Raw genomic sequence first — 22099 nt, forward strand, 5'->3', positions numbered from 1 at the left:
GGATTTATTATGAAATATTCTAAATATATAAAAGTTCTTATTTCTTGTGGAGTCTTAGGTGTTACATCCTTAACTTCTTGTGAGAAATATTTAGATAAAGAAGAGGAATCCATTGTCTCTCCTGATGATGCATTCAAAAACTTCGTCAATTTTCAAGGTTATACCGAAGAATTATACCACTGTATTGTGAATTTCACAAACAATTATTGGACAAATTCGTGGAACTGGGGGGAAGATGAAATTACAACTACAGCTGGTGACTATCACTTCATTCATAAAATTGATAATGGCAATTTTTGGGGATGGCAAGCTATACATGATGGTTGGGGTGCTGGCTTTATGGAACAAGCTGACTTTACTACCACTTGGGGTAATAGAGGTACTCAAGACGTATGGAATGCAGCCTGGTTTGGCCTACGTAAAATTAGTATTGCTCTGGAAAATTTTGATAAAATGACTGATGCTACGGCAGAAGAACGAAACTTAATAAAAGGTCAATTATTATTTTTCAGAGGCTGGTTTCATCACCGTCTAATGGAATACTTTGGTGGCATGCCATATATCAATTATGTATTGCCAAGTGATGAGAAATTGACATTACCTAGGCTTAGCTATCATGAATGTGCAGACCTTGCAGCTGCAGATTTTCGTGAAGCAGCAAATCTTTTGCCGCTCGATTGGGACAATACCGTGACAGGAAGAAGAACATTAGGTAAGAATGAGCTTCGAATCAATAAAATAATGGCGCTTGCCTACCTAGGTAAGAATTACCTATGGGCAGGTAGTCCACTGATGAACCAAACTGTAACAGGTGATAGAAATTATCATGCCGAATATTGCAAAAAAGCAGCAGAAGCATTTGGCGAATTATTGGGATTGGTTGAAGGCGGTCAGACAAAGTATCAATTGGTCGATTTCGCAAACATCCATACCGTATTTCGTACTATAAATCAAAACTGGGCATTACCGGGAAGTACGGAGTCTATTTTTAGAGGACCTTATAATAATGGTAACGACACCCACTATAATACCAGTAAACAATACCTTCCTGGTTTAATTTCTGAAGGTGACGCAATAAAATTCAATCCTACAGCAAACTATGTACATGCTAATTATGGAATGGCTAATGGCTTACCAATAAAGGACATTACTAAAGCTGATCCAGAATCTGGATATGATCCTAATTATCCTTGGAAAAATAGAGATCCTAGATTCTATACAGATATACTATTTGACGGCGTGAAAGTGGTCACTGGAAATATTACGGAAACAGATATGGATCCTAATCTTAGACGCTTCGCTCAATTATACACAGGAGGATCATATAGAAGTATTCAAAACGGGTCTCGGACAGGTTATTCTTTACGAAAGTTTACGACGTTGACTGCCAATAACTACGACAGGCATTTCGATTACCCTTATGCTATGAATATTTACGTACCTTATTTACGTCTAGCTGATGTATACCTTATGTATGCAGAGGCTGCATTGATGGGAAACAATAGTATTAGTGGTAAATCATCAAACTTTAGTAAAACAGCGTTGGATGCTGTAAATGTTATTCGTGAGCGCGCTGGTGTAGCACCTGTGCATCAAAAGTTTCAGAGTTCGGTAACTACATTCTTGGATGAGTTAAGACGCGAACGCGCTGTGGAATTAGCATATGAAGGACACCGTTTTAATGATTTGAGAAGATGGCTATTATTAATCGAAAGACCATATACCTTAAAGACGTCGGTAGAATTCGACAGAGCATCATTTGACCCAGAAGATCCAACAAATAACCGTATTGTAAATATTCGAGAGAATGTGATACTGGAAAGAAATTTTTCTTCCAAACATTATTGGTTACCACTTAAAGTATCGGATGTGAATTTATATCCTGAGTTTTATCAAAATCCAGGCTGGTAATCCGGAGAATGATCCATTCATTAAATTATGAAGACAATGAAGTATAAAAACATAAAGAAAGCGGTGTGCTTAAGTATTGCATCCATGGGAATCTTAGCTTCTCCAGGAATATACCTATTCGCACACCCAAATAATATATCTTTTTCTATTGCCCTGCAAGATAGTTTGTATACAGATAGTACCGAATTGGTTCAAGTAGCTTTTCGTAAAGTAAAGAAAAAAGATGTAATGGGCGAAGTAAGCGCCATCAATATTAATAACCTATTAAATAAAAATTATACCACTTACAGCTTAGACAATTTGGATGCCTTTATTCCAGGATACAATGGTAATATTTGGGGAACTGGGGGATATCTATTATTGGTAGATGGTTTTCCAAGAGACGCTAATAATGTAATGCCTACAGAGATCGAAGAAATTTCTGTAATGAAAGGAATTAATGCGGTAGCCTTATATGGTAGTAGAGCCTCAAAAGGAGTTATTTACATTACGACTAAACGCGGACAAGAGGATGGGCAAATGATTAATATACGCAGCAATGCAGGAATCAATACGCCGATCAGCTACCCTAAATATCTAGGTTCTGCGGAATATATGACGTTGTATAATGAAGCACGTAGAAATGACGGACTACCTAATCTCTATTCGGATGAGACCATATATCATCATTCTGCTGGTTTAAATCCATACCGTTATCCAAATGTAGATTACTACTCGTCTGATTATATCAAAAATAGTTACAACAGATACGATGCTACAGCCGAAGTTTCTGGTGGTGGCGAAAAAACGAAGTATTACACCAATTTTGGATTTTGGTCAGCCGGATCACTTTTAAATTTTGGTGAAGCAGTTGGAAATACATCTAATAGATTCAATATGCGTGGTAACATTGATGCAAAACTTAATAGCATCATGTCACTTAATGTAGATGCTTCAGCAAGTTTCTATACACAAAAAGGTGTAAATACAGATTATTGGTCCGCAGCGTCAACAGGTAGACCGCATCGTTTCTCTCCTCTTATCCCTATCAGCATGCTAGAGGAAGCAGATGAAAACTCATGGACGTATGTTAACACGACTAATTTCTTAGTAAATGGACAATATTTATTGGGAGGAAGTCAACTGGATCAATCCAATGCTTTTGCTACTATTTATTCTGGTGGTAGCAGTCGTCACATGAATAGGCAATTCCAATTTAATACGGGATTAGATTTTGATTTGAAAAGTATTGCAGAAGGTTTAACTTTTCAAACAGCTTTAGCTATTGATTATCAAAATCAATACAATCAATCCTACAATAATTCCTATGCCGTCTACCAAGCCGCATGGAACAATTATAATGGAGAAGATCTAATCAGTAGTTTGACAAAATATGGCGAAGATCGTAGAAACGGTGTTCAGAATATTGGAGGTAGTATTTATCGTCAAACAATCGGCATGAATGCTAGGCTGAATTATTTCCGTACATACAATGAGAATCACCATGTTTCCGCTATACTACTTGCAAATGCATTCCAAATAACACGATCTGCAGAATATCATAAGCAAAGTAATGCAAATTTAGGCTTGCACCTAGGTTATAATTTTGCTAACAAGTATTATGCAGATTTTAGTGCAGCATTACCGCATTCAGCGAAGCTACCAGAAGGAAAACGTAAAGCCTTTTCTCCTACACTCTCCTTAGCGTGGCGATTAAGTGAAGAAGAATTTATGAAAGGTGGTGTTTTTAATGACCTTAGACTAAAAGCTGCCGCTGGTATTGTGAATACAGACTTGGACATCGAACAATATTATATGTACCAAGGCTATTACACCTATCAAGAAGGTGCATGGTACAGTTGGGCTGATGGTCAGCTGGTACACTCATTCGACAGGATTCGCGGAGACAATAAAAACATGCGCTATCCGCAACGAAGAGAATTTAGTTTGGGATTTGAAGCTAGTATGTTTAACAATTTAATCAGCTACAATGCGACATACTTTTATAATCAAATGAATGGTTTATTAGTACAAGCAAGCACTATTTATCCAATGTACTTTATGTCTTATTGGCCAGTGTACTCTGATTTACCATATGTTAATTACAATATAGACGAACGCAGAGGTATTGATTTTGGGTTGAATATCAATAAGAAATTTAATGATATAAGTAGTTTGTCATTAGGAGTTAATGGAATGTACTACAGCACACAAGCTGGCAAGAGAGACGAATTGTATGAATTTGCTTATCAAAATCGTACAGGCAAACCATTGGATGCTATTTGGGGACTTCAACACAATGGATTTTATGGTGATCAATCTGATATAGATAATTCTCCTTCATCATCTTTTGGTGAGGTCAAGCCTGGTGACATAAAATATATTGATCAAAATGGAGACGGAATAATTGATAATCGCGATGAAATTTATCTTGGAAAAGGTGGATGGGCTGGTGCTCCTTTCTCATTGGGATTCAATATTACAGCGAAATGGAAGAACTTAACCCTATTTGCAGTAGCAACGGGTCGCTATGGCGCAAATGCGTTACGTAATAATTCTTATTTCTGGGTAGATGGTGAAGACAAATACTCTGAAATGGTACGTAATCGCTGGACGCCAGAAACAAGCGCAACAGCCTCATACCCAAGGTTAACAACAACGAATAGTGATAATAACTTTAGAGGTTCTGACTTCTGGATGTACAGTACAAATCGATTTGATTTGAGTAAGATTCAACTATCATATGATTTTCCTAAATCTATATTAGGAAATGGAATTCTTAGAGAATTAGGTACATATGTAAACGGCTTTAACCTTATGACGTTTGCTAAAGAACGAGAGACCATGCAGTTATCGGTTGGTTCAGCACCACAGACTAGATTTTTCAACTTTGGCGTTAAAGCTTTATTCTAAGACAGACTAATAGATAAGACATGAAAAAATTACTATTCATATTAGGTGTTACATCGACTATAGCATTCACGTCATGTGAAGATATGTTTACACCAACAATCGAAAATTTTTTAGAGATTGAAACAGCATACGATAGACCTTTATACGCACAAGGAATATTACTTAACGGTTACAACAGAGTTCCTACCAACAGTTGGTCATTCAATGATGTGGCAACGGATGATGCTGTTACCAATGATAGAGCAAGTAATTACCTCAAGATTGCAACTGGTCAATGGACAGCGATGAACAATCCACTTGAACAATGGCGTAATAGTAGATCTGCGATTCAATACATTAATAACTTCTTATCCATCCAAGATAACGTAAGTTGGTCGTCATCTGAATCTATCAATACAATGTTCAATGATAGAATGAGAGGTGAAGCATTAGGTCTGCGCGCATTATTCTTATATCACTTATTGCAGACACACGGAGGAAAAACAAGCAGTGGCGAAGTATTGGGCGTACCAATCGTTTTGGATTATGAAACAATAGAATCTGACTTCAATAAACCTAGAGCAACATTTGATGAATGTATGCAACAGATTTATGAAGATTTAGACAAAGCAGACGAACTTTTACCATTAGACTTCGAAGATATTTCAAATGCAAGCCAAATACCCGCTAAATACCAGTCCTTAGGTGTAAACTTAACTGACTATAACCATGTTTTTGGCGAAAAATTCAGACTTCGTATGACCAAAAGAATTAGCCAAGCTATTCGCGCTAAAGCAGCTCTTTTAGCAGCTAGTCCTGCTTTTAATGATGGTAATACAGCTAAATGGGAACAAGCAGCAAATCATGCTGGAAATGTTATACAGCAAAAAGGTGGCATTTCTGGTGTGGATCCTCAAGGAGCTTTATTTTACACATCTGCAAATGTAAATAAGATGGAATCTGGTAGAAATATTCCAGAAATTCTTTGGCGTGTGGATAGAGGTGATCCTTCTTCATCATTAGAAGCAGACCATTTCCCTCCTACTCTATTTGGTCGTGGGCGTGTCAATCCAACACAAAATTTAGTAGATGCTTTTCCTATGGCTAATGGTTATCCAATTAGCGAGGGTGCTAGTGGGTATAACGCAAATAATCCCTACGAAAACCGTGATCCTAGACTAACAAATTACATTCTAATAAATGGTGGTATTGCGGGGGTAAATAATACAGCGATTAATACTACATTAAATAGTCCTACAAATGATGGTCTGAATAAAGTAGAGACCTCTACTCGTACTGGATATTACATGCGTAAACTTTTGCGCCAGGATGTCAATCTTAATCCTTCAAACGTGTCAGGTCAATACCATGTGACACCAAGATTGCGCATGACTGAAATTTATTTAGCTTATGCAGAGGCCGCAAATGAAGCTTGGGGACCAACTGGAACTGGCACTTTTACGTTCTCTGCTTATGATATTATCAAAGCTATTCGTATTCGCGCAGGAGTCGGCACTAATAATGGTGATCCTTATTTAGAACAAGTTAAAAATAACAAAGATCAGATGCGTCAATTAATTCGTAATGAGCGAAGATTGGAGCTATGCTTTGAAGGTTTTAGATTTTGGGATTTGCGCAGATGGAATGAAAATTTAACAATCCCTGCACGTGGTATGAGTATTTCAAATAACACATACGATATTATTACTGTAGAAAATAGAGTATTTGAACCTTATATGCAATACGGACCAATTCCATACAACGAAATATTAAAGTTCAGTAATCTGCAACAAAATAACGGATGGTAACATACAAATTAGATTTTATGAAAAGAATACATATATTTTTCCCTTTGCTACTGATGGCATTCAGTTCTTGCAAAAATCAAGATTGGGAATTTCCTGATTACGAATACCAAACAGTGTACTTTGCTTACCAATATCCAATACGTACAATTACATTCGGTGAAGATGTCTTTGATACATCACTTGACAATCAAGGTAAAATTAATGTAATGGCAACTACAGGTGGTGTTTATAGTACAAAAGAAGACGTCAAAGTAGATTTCGTAGTAGATAATGCGTTGACGCAAAATATGATATATAGTCCTGAAGGAGGTAATGTACTGCCTTTACCGGCTAACTATTATACTTTAGCTTCTAATCAGATGATTATTCCACAAGGAAAACCTTCAGGAGGTGTTGAAGTACAATTTACGGATGCGTTTTTCGCTGATCCTAAATCCATTAATACAACTTATGTATTGCCCTTAAGAATAACTAACGTCATTAATGCAGATTCGATTTTGTCAGGTACTCCTAAAGTTGGAAGCCTTCAACGTAGAGCTGTGGCTGATGATTGGGATGTTTTGCCAAAAGACTATACATTTTATGCTGTCAAGTATATTAATATGTGGCATGGAAACTACCTTAGAAGAGGACAAGACGTTATCGTTGGTAAAAATGGAAACACTTCATTAAACCAAACTTTAAACAGAAGAAATGCAACTGTAGAGAAAGATGAAGTCAAGAACATCGTGACAGCATCTCGTCAAAATGCAAAGTTGCCGTTGACTTTCAAAGATACAGATGGTACAAATATCAACATCGAATTGTTGTTAGCATTTGATAATAACAACAATTGCACAATCAGCTCGGCAACAAATGGTGTCACAGCATCAGGTCGAGGAGCTTTTGTCAAAAAAGGAGAGAAAAACAGTTGGGGTAACACCGATAGAGATGGTTTATATCTAGAGTACCAAATCGATATGGCACAAATGAGTGTATCTACTAAAGATACATTAGTGATGCGTGATAGAGGTGTAAAGATGGAAACATTCAATGTTGCACTAAAACCTTAAAACTATATTCTAACATTATTAATCAATTAGAATTATGAAACGTTTACATAAAAAAATAGGTTATGGATTAATGGTGGGTCTCTTACTCTCCTCTTGTGCAAAACCCGAGTTTCTCGATTATTTTGCAGAAAAACCTGAAAGTGTGATCGCCCAAGAAGATATTAATTCTTATGAGCCTTTATTATCTTATATAGATCAAAATATACATCCGAATTTCAAACTTGGAGCAGCGTTAAATATTAGTGATTACCTCAATAAAGGGGTGATGTACAGATTAGTAAATCGCAACTTCAATGAGATTGTAATGGGCTATGAGATGAAGCACGCCTCCATTGTGAAAGAAGATGGATCAATGGATTTGGCTCGTGTCGAGCAATTAGTAGCATTAGCCAAAGAAAATAATATGGCTTTATTTGGTCATACTTTGACTTGGCACTCTGGACAAAATGCAACCTATTTAAACAAATTGATAGCGCCAATTAAAGTTCCAGGAACGGGAGGTCCAACTTGGGATGCAATTACATCTAATAATTTTGAAACAGCGGACAATAGCAATTATGAGTTTAATACAAATGCGGTTGTTTCATTCACTGCTGATGGGCAGGGTGTGGATGGTGAAGGTCGTGCTTTAAAACTAGTAAATGCTGAAGTCAGAACGAACGATTGGGATGTACAATTGTTTATAAAATTTCCTGCAGCCACTAAAGTGGGTGAGAAATACAAATTCACGATGTACGCCAAATCCGATGCTCCAGCAGAATTTGGTTCTCAAGCACATACTGTTCCATACGCTTATAAACATTATGATTTCTTTGGTACATTCAAAACGACCAATGAATGGGTAAAATTCGAGAAAGAAGTTATCATTTCCGATCAAACAGAAAATTGTACTACAATAGCTTTTAATTTGGGTAAAACAGCTACAACATTTTATTTTGACAATTTTAAAATCGAAAAATATAATGAAGATGGTGGCGGAGGTAGTGCACCAATTGAAAGAGGATTTGCTTTAAAAATGACTAATCCATCAGCAGTAAACACTTGGGAGGCTCAATCCGCTTATGATATAGCTGAAACAGAAAATAATACTGAGTATATCTTGACATTGGCTGCCAAAGGAACTAAAGCAGGTTCGATTGGTGCAGATTTACAAAAAACAGCAAACTATTCGGGTAATTCTTTTGGATCTATTGCATTGACTACAGAATACAAGGAATACGAATTAAAGCTTACCACTACAGATAATCGCAACCGCTTTATTTTGAATTTTGGACAATACGATGGTACAGTGTTTATTGACAACGTCAAATTGGTAAAAGCGGGAAGCAATACTAATCTTATTGGAAACTCTGATTTTGAAGCAGGAATTGATGGATGGATTGGATGGGGTAACAATTCATCACGTGCCCTTTCCGCTGATGGTGAAGGCTTTGGCGGTTTAGGTGGTAATGTTATTGAAAAAACACCTGAAGAGAAAAAAGAAATCATAACCAATGCTCTTGAAGAATTTATCGAAGGCATGATGACAGCCACTAAAGATTATGTAAAAGCTTGGGATGTCGTTAATGAACCGATGTCGGATTGGCCAGATCAATATGCGCTAAAAACAGGAATTGGCAAAGCCGAAATGGCGGTCGATGAATTCTATTGGCAAGATTATATGGGTAAAGATTATGCAGTGAAAGCAATAGAATTTGCGCGCAAGCATGGTAATCCAAATGATATTCTCTTTATAAACGATTACGGTTTAGAAGGCGGTGGCGATAAGTGTAAAGGTCTGATTACCTATGTCGAATATGTGGAGAGCAAAGGTGCAAAAGTTGATGGAATTGGAACGCAAATGCACATTGACATCAATACCAATAAAGATAACATTGTAAATATGTTCCAACTTTTGGCTGCTACTGGCAAATTAATTAAAGTGTCAGAGCTAGATATTGGTATGGGTAGTGGCATTAAAACACCTCAAGCAACGGCAGAAATGTATGCAAGACAAGCAGACATGTATAAGTTCGTATTTGAGAAGTATTTCGAAATTATTCCTAAAGCACAACAATATGGTATTACAGTTTGGAGTCCTTTAGATAGTCCTGACAATGAGTATTCATTCTGGAGAAGAGGCGAACCTATTGGTGTCTGGACGGAAGGATTCGTGAGAAAACCAGCTTACAAAGCTATTTCAGAAGCTCTGGAAAAACAGAAGTAGAAATAAATTGTGATAAATATAATGACCTATCCAGTCATGGAAAGGGAGGTAAGTTAAATCTCCTCCCTTTTTTTTAAATTTTAAACTATAAAATCTTATCCTAATGAATATAAGGAACATATGCTTTCTGGCTGTTTTGGTACTAAATTGTAGTATTACTTTTGGTCAAGACAAAGATTTCCATATTTACCTATGTTTTGGGCAATCCAATATGGAAGGGCATGGTAAATTTGAGCCTCAAGATACAATTACAAACAAAAGGGTTATGTTACTGCAAAGTGTAGATTGTCCAGATCTCAACCGAAAAAAGGGTGAATGGTATACAGCTCAGGCACCACTTACACGCTGTCATACGGGTTTGACACCAGCTGATTATTTCGCTAAAACATTAGCTGAAAACACTGACAAAAATATACGGATTGGTATTATCAATGTTTCTGTAGGTGGTTGCCATATCCAACTATTTGACAAGGATAGCACAGCAACGTATGTTGAAAAAGCTCCAAATTGGATGAAAGGTATGTTAGCGGCGTATGATAATAATCCGTATGCACGATTGGTGCAAATGGCAAAAATAGCACAAAAGTCTGGTGTAATTAAAGGCATCCTGCTGCATCAAGGTGAGTCAAATACAGGCGACAAAGATTGGCCAAACAAAGTGAATAGAGTGTATACCAATTTGCTAAACGACCTGAATCTTAAAGCTGAAAACACGCCTATACTTGCTGGCGAAATGCTTTCTGCCGAGCAAGGCGGAAAATGCGCAAGTATGAATGCTATTATTCAAACTTTACCGCAGACGATTCCTAATGCACATGTAGTAACTTCAAAAGATTGCGAAGGCGTCCCTGATGGATTACATTTCAGTGCTGCTGGTTATAGACAACTTGGCAAAAATTACGCAAATACTATTCTCAATTTATATCATAAGTATTAGTTAAGCAAATGTGGTCCTACCCCGACCACATTTTGCTATTACAGGGCATAGCATTCAAAGTGATTTTGTACAATTACTACTATGCTAACGAAACCACACTCTGATCCTCCTGGCTGCACCGCAGACATACTGGCTCTTCAAGATACTTTGGAGATTATTGGTGGCAAATGGACTTTGCTAATCATTCATTATCTCATCTCACGACAAAATGAAGTAAACACTTTTAGTAAAATTCAAAATGATATATCCGGACTGTCTGCCAAAGTCTTGTCTACTGAATTAAAGATATTAGAGATAAATAAAATCATTACCAGAGAAGAATTACATACCAAACCTGTCACGGTCAGATACGATATCACCACTTACGGTACTAAAATACAGCAAATCATCGCTATGCTTGTGCATTGGGGACAAGAGCATCGTGCTGCACTATTTGACAAAAATGAGCGGTCCTTATTAGCATAAAGACCGCTTAGATTATACTTGTTTAAGTAGTTTTACTTATTTAGTAGCAACGATAGTTACTTTGAAGTTGATTTCTTTAGAAATTAAATCATCTTTTTTACCTTCATAAGTTACACCCCAATCTTCACGTAAAATATTGAAGTCTGCAGATGTTTTTACAGTTGTATCAGATACTTCGTCAACTTTAGCGTCGAAAGTAATATTTTTAGAAATACCTTTGATAGTTAAGTTTCCTGAGATAACTGCATCTGTAGCAGTCGCACCAGCTTTCACTTCAGTGATTTCAAAAGAAGCTTCTGGGAAAGTAGCTACTGCGAAGAAATCATCAGCTTTTAAGTGACCATCTAATTTATCTTTGTATTCGCCTTCTAAGTCAGTACTGTTGATTGTATTCATGTCTAATACAAAGCTACCACCAGTGATCGCACCATTGTCTACTGAAACAGAACCCGATTTGATTGTAACAGTACCTTCGTGTTTACCACTTACTTTTGTACCTGTCCAAAATACTTGAGATTGAGCAGCATCCACTGTATATGCAGTACCTACTACTGAATCCGCTACAGCTGCTGAATCTGTTGTTTCTGCTTTTTTACCTTCTGGATTACCAGCACATGAAGCCAATACCAATGAAGCTACAGCTGCAAATAAAACTAATTTTTTCATGTTTGTTAAAAGAAATTTTAAATAGTTAATGTACAAAAATACAATTCTCCATGCATTGCGAAAGTTATTTGTATTTAATTAACATTCAAAAGACAATTCCTTTAATGACCCATTGGTTGCGCTTCTACACGCTTGATATCCGCACCCAAAGCCTTTAATCTTTCTTCTATATTTTGGTAACCACGCTCGATCTGCTCAATATTGAAAATAGTAGATTTTCCGTTTGCAGATAATGCCGCGATTAATAAAGATACACCTGCACGTATATCTGGAGAGGACATCTGAATACCACGTAATTTAGTTTGTTTATTGTTACCAATCACTGTAGCGCGATGTGGATCACATAAGATAATCTGCGCACCCATATCTATTAATTTGTCCACGAAGAACAATCTACTTTCAAACATCTTTTGGTGTATCAATACGTTACCTTTGGCTTGAATAGCTGTAACCAATACGATACTCAACAAATCTGGTGTAAAACCTGGCCAAGGTGAATCGGAAATCGTTAAGATTGATCCATCGATGAATGTATCAATTTCGTATGATTCTTGAGCAGGAATAAAAATATCGTCGCCACGCAATTCCATCTTGATTCCTAATCGTTGGAATACGGTAGGGATAATACCTAACTCTTTAAAACAAACATCTTTGATGGTAATTTCAGAACCTGTCATGGCAGCCAATCCAATGAATGAACCAATCTCAATCATATCTGGTAACATTCTATGTTCTGTACCACCAAGACGCTCTACTCCTTCAATTGTCAATAAATTAGAACCAATACCAGAGATATTTGCGCCCATGCGATTTAACATCTTACACAGTTGCTGTAAATATGGTTCGCAAGCCGCATTATAAATAGTTGTGGTGCCTTTTGCTAATACTGCAGCCATGACGATATTTGCTGTACCCGTCACAGATGCCTCATCCAATAGAATATATGTCCCTTGTAGCTGCGAAGCATCTACGTTAAAGAATTCATTTTCTGTATCGTAAACGAATTTAGCACCTAATTTTTCGAAACCTAAAAAGTGTGTATCCAAACGACGACGACCAATTTTGTCACCTCCTGGTTTTGGAATAGCCGCTTTACCAAAACGTGCCAATAACGGTCCTACGATCATAATAGATCCACGTAAACCTCCACCCTTTTGTTTGAATTCTTCTGATGTAAAATAATCTATATTGATGTCTTTCGCTTCGAACTCGTAAGTATCCTTATTTAATTTATTCACAACCACGCCCAAAGAACCCAATAAATCGATTAATTTATTGACATCTTTAATATCTGGGATGTTACTAATTGTAATTTTTTCTTCTGTCAACAATACTGCTGACAAAATTTGTAAAGCTTCGTTTTTTGCACCTTGAGGAACAATCTCTCCTTTTAAAGGCTTACCACCATGTATTTCAAATGCGTTCATATATACTATTAAGGATATTTCTTTAAATAAAATAAGTAACTAATTGCTGTATTAGTTACTTATTAAAATACAAATCAATCTCAGAAAAATTATTTCTTGTAGTTATTGTTACTGTTAGAATAATTCTTTTTATAGCCACCGCCAGCATTATTGCTGTTGTTATTATTGTTGCTATAAGATTTTCTCTTATCGTTATTATTGTTGTTATTACTTCTGTAATTATTGTTGTTGCTCGGTCTCTTATTATTGTTGTTGTGAGACTGCGCACTACGCTGATTATTGTTGTTATTATTCGAAGAAGTTTGTTGTGTTTTCACACGGTTGCCTGGAGGCGGAGAACGGAAGTCCAATTTAGTCAATACCGTATCTTCAGGTAATGTCAATTCACCTTTGGACAATTCTTTCAAATCCTGAATAATTTGTAAATCATTCACAGAATCTTTATTCCATGTCGTATACGCCATTTTCATAAAATTGGCAACACCTAAAGTTAGTTTCGCGCGTGTATCCTCGTTTGTAACAGAAACGGCTTTTTGAATCATTTCTTCTACGATATGACCATAATGTTTGAAACGAATTTTATGTTGCGGATAAGCTAATCGCTCTGGCTTATGCTTAATATCCTCACGTGTAGGCACTGGATATGGCGATTCTACATCAATCTTGAAATCAGAAATTATATATAAGTGATCCCAAAGCTTGTGTTTGAAATCTGAGACATCTCGCAAATGTGGATTCAGCACCCCCATCATATCTATTACCACCTGAGCTAATCTATTGCGCTCATCTATATCTGGTACAGTGCAAATATAGTCAACCATATTTTGCACATTTCTACCATATTCGGCCAATATTAACTTGGGACGAGTACTGTTATAATCAAAATTCATATTGTGAAATTAAACGTATAATACGTTATTATTTTATTCTAGTAAATATAAAAGTTCTTACTGAACTATTCTAAGTTTTGCAAATTTAAGCAACAATTGTTTCTGTCCCAACTCTTTGAAGAAAATAGTTGCTTTTATGTCTGGCTTATTTCCCTCCAAGTTCACAACTTTTCCAAATCCGAAACGTTCGTGCTCGACTTCCATGCCTACTTGCAAGTTGCTGGTATCCGATGGTGCAAATCCTGCTGTCGGCACATGTGCCTTTGGCAAAATTGAAGTTGTCTTTACCACTTTCGGCTTTGGTTTCGCAAAAGTATCCTTTTCTTTTGTTTGCCAAGCTATGCGCTCTGATTTAAAAGCACCTTCTGATGGGCCTGAATTACGTGGATTAAAATCCAAATCCAAATAACTTGGATTTAGTTCATCGATAAAACGACTTGGTTCACAATTATTCAACGTACCCCAACGGTATCGAGAAGTAGCATACGAAATATGCAATTTTTTCTCTGCTCGTGTAACAGCTACATAAAATAATCGACGCTCCTCTTCCAGTTCACTGCGCGAATTTAAGGATAATTGTGAAGGAAATAAATTTTCTTCTAAACCTACAATAAATACGACTGGAAATTCTAACCCTTTGGATGCGTGAATCGTCATCAACGATACTGTATCTGCATTTGGATCTTTGTCATTATCGTCATTGGTCAATAATGCCACATCCTGCAAGAAAATATCCAGTGTTTTTTGCTCTAAATCCTCACGCTCCGAAAATTCTTTGATACCATTCAACAACTCTTGGATATTCTCATAACGCGCTAGTCCTTCTACAGACTTATCTTCGTACAAATCCTTCAATATTCCAGAATGCTGCGCGATATGCATTGCCGTATCAAAAGCGTTTGAATTATTTCCTACAGCTTGGAAACTTTGGATCATCGTCGCAAAATTACCTACTGAAGTTGCACTACGCCCATCCAAAAACATCTGTGCATTAGCTACCACATCCCACAATCGATATTGATTTTTGTCTGCTGCTACAATGATCTTTTCTACTGTCGTATCACCAATTCCACGACGTGGATAATTGATCACACGCTTCAGTGCTTCTTCGTCATTTGGATTGTAAGTCAATCGAAAGTACGAAATTAAATCCTTAATTTCCTTACGTTGGTAAAAAGATGTTCCACCATACAATTTATACGGAATATTTAACTTGCGCAAAGCTTCCTCCATTGCACGCGACTGTGCATTGGTGCGGTACAATATCGCGAAACCTTTGTAAGGCAAAGATTTCAATGTTTTCTCTTGGATAATTGCTTCCGCTACGATCTTCCCTTCTTCATTATCCGAAAAAGCTCTTGCAACCTTGATTTTATCGCCTACTTCATTATCTGAAAATACATTTTTCTCGAGCTGATTTTTATTGTTAGCGATAATGCTATTTGCAGCATTTACAATTGTCTGTGTAGAACGGTAATTTTGTTCAAGCTTGAATACTTGCACATCCGGATAATCCTTCTGGAAATTCAAGATATTTTGGATATTCGCACCACGGAAAGCATAAATACTCTGCGCATCATCCCCTACTACACATATATTTTCACTCACCGCTGCCAATCTTTTGACAATCAGGTATTGCGAAAAGTTGGTATCCTGATACTCATCCACCATCAAATATTTGAATTGGTGTTGATACTTGTGTAAAGTTTCTGGATGTTTATTTAACAAGACATTGGTCTTAAACAACAAATCATCAAAGTCCATTGCTCCCGCACGGTAACAACGTTGTGCATAGGTGAGGTAAATTTGTCCCATCTGCGGACGACCATTTTCACGGTCTTCAGCCATCAAAGCTTCATTTTTGTTATACTCCTGCGGAGAAATCAAATTATTTTTCGCCGATGAGATACGACCATATACATGGTTGACATTATACAATTTGTCGTCAAGATTCATCTCTTTCAGAATGGCTCTTAACAAACTTTTTGTATCGTCTGTATCGTAAATTGTAAAATTCTTCGGATAGCCAATCAACTCTGCCTCTACACGTAGAATACGAGCAAAAATTGAGTGAAATGTTCCCATCCAAATATTTTTAGCTTCTGAACCTATAACTTTCATGATACGCTCACGCATTTCTTTAGCTGCCTTATTCGTAAACGTTAGGACAAGAATATTAAATGGATCTACTCTTTTATGTATGAGGTGAGCAACTCTATATGTGATTACACGTGTCTTTCCTGAACCCGCTCCAGCTACAATCATAACCGGTCCTTCGGTTTGTTCTACAGCAGCACGTTGAGAGGGGTTTAATCCTGCTAAATAATCCAAAATATAATACGTTTTTTCCGTTAGAAATAGAGTGTAAAGTTAGGTATTTTGATTCAATCTCACACAAGTTTACTACAATTATTAGTACATTTCATTACCTTTATGACCTTAACCTTACAACTATGAGAAAGCTTTTCATCCTTATTTTTTTGCTTTTAAGCATTGCTAGCTACGCACAACAAAAAAACAATCTTCCCAAGGGATTTGTGTATCTCACTGATTTTATTCCACATATCGCGGTGGATATGAAATATTTCACAAATCACAATTTCGTGGGTAGACCAATTGATGGTTATAAAAGCAATAAAATCATTCTTACAGAACGCGCTACATTGGCTATTCAAAAAATAGAGAAGGAACTAAATAAGGAAGGATTGGGATTGAACGTCTTTGACGCATACCGACCGCAAATTGCTGTCAACCATTTCAAACGTTGGGCAAAAGATATTAAAGACACCTTGATGCGCCAAGAGTTCTACCCACGTGTAGACAAACGCGATCTTTTCAAAAAAGGATTTATCGCTTCCAAATCTGGTCATAGCCGTGGAAGCACTATTGACTTGACTATCATTGATCTGAAAACAAAAAAAGAACTGGATATGGGTGTAGCTTTTGATTTTTTTGGTGAAGAATCAGGTCATGATTATACCAAACTTTCCAACACACAAAAGCAAAACAGAATAAAACTAAAGAAAATCATGGAAAAATATGGTTTTAGAGCGTATAGCAAAGAATGGTGGCACTATACTTATAATGACGAACCTTTTAAGGATAAATACTTTAATTTTGAGGTGAAGTAAATTAAAAATAATTTATCTTCAATTAGTAAGGATTTGGAAAAATTATCTACCATCAACAATATTTGAAAGATTGGCTTAAGAGAGAAGGTATTTCCTTGAGCTTTGAGCAGCTTTGGAAAATTAGGGAAGAATGTATTAAGAAATTAGAATCATAACAAGTACGTGTTTAACACAGTCTCCTTATATTTCTTAATTTTTCTTTGCAATAACAATATGCGCTAAATGATGTTCACAATGCCAAGCGTAGATACCGAGATTGGTTTTTAAGCTTATCGTTTTACCACTTTCGGGATGAATAAATTCCTTATCCCATTCTTCCTCTGATAAACTTCGAAGTAAGAATACCCATTTTGTGTGCAGACCTTCTAATATTTTTAATGCATCTTCGGTAAGATAATTATTAGAATCGGGCAGTTCGGCCCAGCGATCTTCAAAATACGGTTTTATTATAGGAGAATCTTCTGTCAGAGCTAATTTGAACCGAATAAAACTATTCATATGCGAGTCAGCACAATGGTTTACAACCTGAGCTATAGTCCATCCGTTAGGTCTATATGACCTCTGTAAATCTGTGTTACTTAACTTTTCAACTTGATTTTTTAGTTTTGATGGAAACTCTTCTATGATTTTAATCCAATTCTTAATATCTGAAGTCGTTATTTCTGTAGGACACACAAATTTTCCAATTGGATATCTAAGCTTTTCTAGATTAATTTCCATGCGGTCTTGAGTTAATTTACTCGATTTTTTAATACTGTCGATTGATCCAAACCTTTTGTCAAGTCAATCAAATACCCATTCATCACAGCGTATTTCAAATTACCGCTTTTATCACCAATAAAGAAATTTGCCATACCTCCAAAATCTGCCGTCACAGGTAAATAAAAGTTTGTTTGGGTATATAGGTGAACTGGTAGATTGTGTAAAGCTTTTTCTTTTGTAGCACCTACCTCTTTTACTTGTACAGCCATAAAACCATTTTTAAGTAAGTCAAAAGATTCTTGTACTGTTAATTGTGCAACATCCGTCACAGTCTTAACCGCAACCTTTGCAGGAATAAAATAAAGCCCATCCGCATCTATCTCATCGTAGCCATACGATTCTTTCAAATCACCGATATCTTCGATTTTGCCACGTACAAAAAAGTCTCTTCCTATTGTTGTTTCATTGCGTCGAATAGCCAAATCCGTTTTAAATGATGCCGAATCTGGACCAATCACAATATTACGAATAACCACATCATGCAATTGCGAAGCATTAAACGGAATATCCTCATATTGCTGTTTATCGAATTGTGCATAACTGCCTTCTGCAATCTGAACCAAGGCATTCAATATGATGATAAAGTTTAATTTACGAATTTGTTGTTTCTCTGGATCACCTTTCATACCTCCCGATTCAATTAACACGGTACTTGCATCCCAAGATTGGAAATTATCACCAAAACCTCTTGGTGTGTAGGTATCATCGTATTTTGCTACAGCATCGGGAATATACTTTTGAAGAATATCATTCATACCAGCCGCAATTTTCATCGCATTTTCACGAACAGGATTAATTTCACGAGGCTCGTTAAATGCTGGAGCGAGTAGCGATATGGAAACTGGATTTTTAGTTCCAGGCACATTGTAATAAATATTTTGGTCGTGCAAATTGAAGCCATATTGTGGTTTTATAGCTTGTGCTCTTGCACGTAATAATGCACCTTCCACCGTATGTCCAGCACGTGCATCACGATTCATATCTATCCCTTGAGCTGTACGGCGTTGATAACGTTCCGCACCATCGGGATTCAACATGGGGATGAAATGAATGTTCAATTTATCTTTTAACAACGTTCTTATTTCATCCTGACCGTCATCAGAACCTTCTAGAAAATTAAACAAATCAAAAAGAGCCATCGTCGCTGTAGGCTCATCACCATGCATTTGCGACCACAACATCACCTTCTTTTCTCCTGCCCCAAAAGACAATTCATAAATGGCTCTACCTTCGAATGATTTACCTATTTCTTCAACAGCAAGTACTGATTTTCCTTTGTGTAAGTGAATTAAGGAGTCGATATCTGAATGTTTAAAACGTCTATGTTTTAAAGCTGATTCTTTATAGGTTGAATATATGGTATTATAAGTTGAAGTATCGATTTTCATAGCATTAATTGTGGTATTGGAAGATGATTTTGCGCCATCACACGACACAAATCCAGCAAAAACTAAGAGGAGAAAAACAAATCTTTTCATAATAGCGATTTTTCTAAGTATTGAATCGTTCCTTTTGAAGCATCCATGCGCGCACGCACCCCCACAGGCATCAGAAATTGATCAGAAATATGACCAATCATTGCACCACTGTACGCAGGAATCCCTAATGACTTTATATAATCATTCAACATTTGTTCAATCGTCAACGATCCATATCCACCTGAAGGCCCACAATTCGTACATTTACCGAATACAAACCCCTTAATTTGTGATAAAATACCGGCATTCATCAATTGACAAAACATGCGATCCATACGGTCTGATTTTTCATCTATTTCTTCTAAGAAAAGAATGGCATCTTTAAAATCAGGCAAATAAGGCGTTCCACACAAACCCGTTAATAACGTCAAATTCCCTCCTATTATTATTCCTTCGGCAATGCCTGGGTTAATAGTTTGAATACGATCTTTGTACTGGATAATTTGGCTCTCAGATTTTGTAGGATTGGAATAGTTGGCTAATTTATTTTCCATAAATTGTTCTTTAAACAATTTAGCTACATAATTGCTCCATGTACTGCTCCCTACGACACCATGAAACGACACTAAGCCCACTTTAGCATAAAATGCCAATATCAAAGCCGTAATATCGCTATAGCCTAGTAAAACTTTAGGATTTTTTCGAAGCAATTCATAGTCAATGCGAGGCAAAAGTCGTGATGCTCCATTTCCACCGCGAATACACAATATGCCATCAACCTCTTTATCGGCGAACATTTTATGCAAATCGCTTAAACGTTCATCATCCGTGCCTGCCAAATTACCGTAGCGCGAACGAATATACTTTCCTTCTTTTACTTTAAAACCAAAATGTGCTAGCACTTCTTTGGTCATCGTGATGGTTTCTTCTTCGGATAATGCTCCTGCGGGCGTGATAATTCCTATCGTATCGCCTTCTTTCAAAACCTTCGCTTTTAATAATGATTTGACAGTACCTGTCGCCTCTGAAACAGCTTTTACCGTTTGATCAGAAATGGCTAAGGCCCCCAAACCCAGTCCAATCGATTTTAAAAACGTTCTTTTATTCATTTTATCGGTTAAATAACAGTCTATGTCCTGAGCCTACTTCAATTATTTGTCCATTCGAATAAGCTAGATTTCCTGACACAATGGTATGTTCAATGGTGGATGTAAATGTATGATTTTCAAATGGCGACCAACCGCATTTTGAAAGAATATTTTGACGTGTAACCTCGTACTGTTTATTTAAATTCACTAATACTAAATCTGCCCAATAGCCTTCACGGATAAATCCACGTTGTTCTATTTGGAAACAAATTGCTGTATTGTGTGCTGTTTTTTGAACCAATTGCTCTAAAGTTAATTTGCCTTGGCTAACTATATCCAATAATGCTAACAATGCATGTTGTACCAATGGACCTCCAGACGGAGCTTGTAGATAACCTTGTTCTTTCTCTTCGATAGTATGCGGCGCGTGATCTGTAGCAATTACATCAATATGTCCATCCAAAACAGCTTTCAAAATTTGATCTCTGTCGGAAGCAGTTTTTACAGCTGGATTCCATTTGATATAATTACCTTTTGTTTTGTAATCTTCATCCGAAAACCAAAGATGATGCACACAAGCTTCAGCCGTAATGCGCTTTTTCTCCAATGAAATCGTATTATCAAATAATGCTGTTTCCTTGCCCGTCGAAATATGCAGAATATGTAAACGTGTATTGTTCTTTTTCGCTAATTCTACAGCTTTTGATGATGACAAATAACAAGCTTCCTCCGAACGAATCAAAGGGTGCATATCAATGGTTATGTTATCACCATATCTTTCTTTGTATGCGGCAAGATTTGCTTTAATAGTAGCCTCGTCTTCACAGTGTGTAGCGATCAAAGTGGGAGAATTTCTGAAAATATTTTCTAAGGCTGTTTCATTATCTACTAACATATTTCCCGTTGATGATCCCATGAAAACTTTAACACCACAAACATCACGTGGATTAGTTTTCAAAACTTCGTCAATATTATCATTCGCTGCCCCCATGAAAAAAGAGTAATTAGCTAACGAAGAATCTTGACCGATATCGTATTTATCTTGAAGTAATTTTTGCGTCAGTGTATTGGGAACTGTATTCGGCATCTCCATAAAAGAAGTTGTCCCACCAGCTACCGCAGCACGACTTTCAGTGAAGATATTGGCTTTGTACGTAAGTCCTGGCTCTCTAAAATGCACTTGATCATCAATTAAACCCGGAAGAAGATGTAACCCTTCGGCATTTATTTCTTGATCTGCTTTTAAATCAATCTGAGGAGCTAACTTTTCTATTCGTCCATTTTTTATAAAAACATCCAAAACTTGAGTAGTTCCTTCATTTACGACTTGTGCATTTTTGATGAGTATAGATGACATTGTATTTTTGATAAGTTATGTTTATGTATACAAACATAAGAAATTGACTATTATAATTCGGCGTCAAATAGTAGATCTAATTCAAATAACTAAAAAAGGTGAGACTTTTA

16 protein-coding genes are annotated in these 22099 nt (G+C 36.6%); 8 read left to right on the forward strand and 8 right to left on the reverse strand.

What is annotated here, in order from left to right; translation table 11 throughout:
* Positions 1–9 precede the first annotated feature (9 nt).
* The 7 genes from FLS47_RS15730 to FLS47_RS15760 all read left to right on the forward strand — a co-directional run bounded on the left by FLS47_RS15730 (position 10) and on the right by FLS47_RS15760 (position 11250).
* Positions 10–1911 carry a RagB/SusD family nutrient uptake outer membrane protein gene (locus FLS47_RS15730; protein WP_149915282.1) on the forward strand — a complete coding sequence of 634 codons (1902 nt, stop codon included), beginning with the start codon at positions 10–12 and terminating at the stop codon, positions 1909–1911.
* 27 nt (positions 1912–1938) lie between these two features.
* Positions 1939–4803 (forward strand): SusC/RagA family TonB-linked outer membrane protein, encoded by a 2865-nt coding sequence (locus tag FLS47_RS15735; RefSeq protein ID WP_223225361.1) that lies wholly within the window; start codon positions 1939–1941, stop codon positions 4801–4803.
* 20 nt (positions 4804–4823) lie between these two features.
* Positions 4824–6590, forward strand: coding sequence for a RagB/SusD family nutrient uptake outer membrane protein (locus FLS47_RS15740; protein WP_149915284.1), 1767 nt, complete (start codon positions 4824–4826; stop codon positions 6588–6590).
* Positions 6591–6607: 17 nt separating this feature from the next.
* A complete protein-coding gene (locus tag FLS47_RS15745; RefSeq protein ID WP_149915285.1) occupies positions 6608–7642 on the forward strand; it encodes a DUF5627 domain-containing protein in 1035 nt (344 codons plus the stop codon).
* A gap of 34 nt (positions 7643–7676) precedes the next feature.
* Complete coding sequence (locus FLS47_RS15750; RefSeq protein WP_149915286.1) at positions 7677–9848, forward strand: endo-1,4-beta-xylanase; 2172 nt, start codon at positions 7677–7679, stop codon at positions 9846–9848.
* Positions 9849–9951: 103 nt separating this feature from the next.
* A complete protein-coding gene (locus FLS47_RS15755; protein WP_149915287.1) occupies positions 9952–10785 on the forward strand; it encodes a sialate O-acetylesterase in 834 nt (277 codons plus the stop codon).
* 81 nt (positions 10786–10866) lie between these two features.
* Positions 10867–11250 (forward strand): winged helix-turn-helix transcriptional regulator, encoded by a 384-nt coding sequence (locus tag FLS47_RS15760; RefSeq protein WP_223225363.1) that lies wholly within the window; start codon positions 10867–10869, stop codon positions 11248–11250.
* Between the two features lie 36 nt (positions 11251–11286).
* On the opposite strand, the gene FLS47_RS15765 is transcribed toward FLS47_RS15760, so the two are convergent.
* The 4 genes from FLS47_RS15765 to FLS47_RS15780 form a co-directional block, all read right to left on the reverse strand.
* The gene (locus tag FLS47_RS15765) at positions 11287–11916 is read right to left on the reverse strand and encodes a YceI family protein (protein WP_149915289.1); all 630 of its coding nucleotides are present in this window, start codon (positions 11914–11916) and stop codon (positions 11287–11289) included.
* A gap of 101 nt (positions 11917–12017) precedes the next feature.
* Entirely contained in the window at positions 12018–13343 is a 1326-nt protein-coding gene (murA, locus tag FLS47_RS15770) for a UDP-N-acetylglucosamine 1-carboxyvinyltransferase (RefSeq protein ID WP_149915290.1), read from the reverse strand.
* 89 nt (positions 13344–13432) lie between these two features.
* Positions 13433–14233, reverse strand: a complete 801-nt coding sequence (locus tag FLS47_RS15775; RefSeq protein WP_149915291.1) for a DUF4290 domain-containing protein — start codon at positions 14231–14233, stop codon at positions 13433–13435.
* Between the two features lie 57 nt (positions 14234–14290).
* Positions 14291–16564, reverse strand: a complete 2274-nt coding sequence (locus FLS47_RS15780) for an ATP-dependent helicase (RefSeq protein WP_149915292.1) — start codon at positions 16562–16564, stop codon at positions 14291–14293.
* A 122-nt stretch (positions 16565–16686) separates the two neighbouring features.
* On the opposite strand from FLS47_RS15780, the gene FLS47_RS15785 reads away from it, so the two are divergent.
* Entirely contained in the window at positions 16687–17364 is a 678-nt protein-coding gene (locus FLS47_RS15785; protein ID WP_149915293.1) for a M15 family metallopeptidase, read from the forward strand.
* 189 nt (positions 17365–17553) lie between these two features.
* Here FLS47_RS15785 and FLS47_RS15790 read toward each other — a convergent pair whose 3' ends face one another.
* The 4 genes from FLS47_RS15790 to FLS47_RS15805 are packed head-to-tail and all read right to left on the reverse strand — an operon-like array spanning position 17554 to position 21989.
* Entirely contained in the window at positions 17554–18084 is a 531-nt protein-coding gene (locus FLS47_RS15790) for a YfiT family bacillithiol transferase (RefSeq protein ID WP_149915294.1), read from the reverse strand.
* Between the two features lie 11 nt (positions 18085–18095).
* Positions 18096–19604 (reverse strand): M14 family zinc carboxypeptidase, encoded by a 1509-nt coding sequence (locus FLS47_RS15795; RefSeq protein WP_223225365.1) that lies wholly within the window; start codon positions 19602–19604, stop codon positions 18096–18098.
* Positions 19601–20653, reverse strand: a complete 1053-nt coding sequence (locus FLS47_RS15800; protein WP_149915295.1) for a S66 peptidase family protein — start codon at positions 20651–20653, stop codon at positions 19601–19603. Before FLS47_RS15800 ends, FLS47_RS15795 begins: the two co-directional genes overlap by 4 nt.
* A gap of 1 nt (position 20654) precedes the next feature.
* Positions 20655–21989: a dihydroorotase gene (locus FLS47_RS15805; protein WP_149915296.1), complete on the reverse strand. Its 1335-nt coding sequence runs from the start codon at positions 21987–21989 to the stop codon at positions 20655–20657.
* Positions 21990–22099: the final 110 nt, after the last annotated feature.

This window comes from Sphingobacterium cavernae (assembly GCF_008520265.1).
Classification (GTDB): domain Bacteria; phylum Bacteroidota; class Bacteroidia; order Sphingobacteriales; family Sphingobacteriaceae; genus Sphingobacterium; species Sphingobacterium cavernae.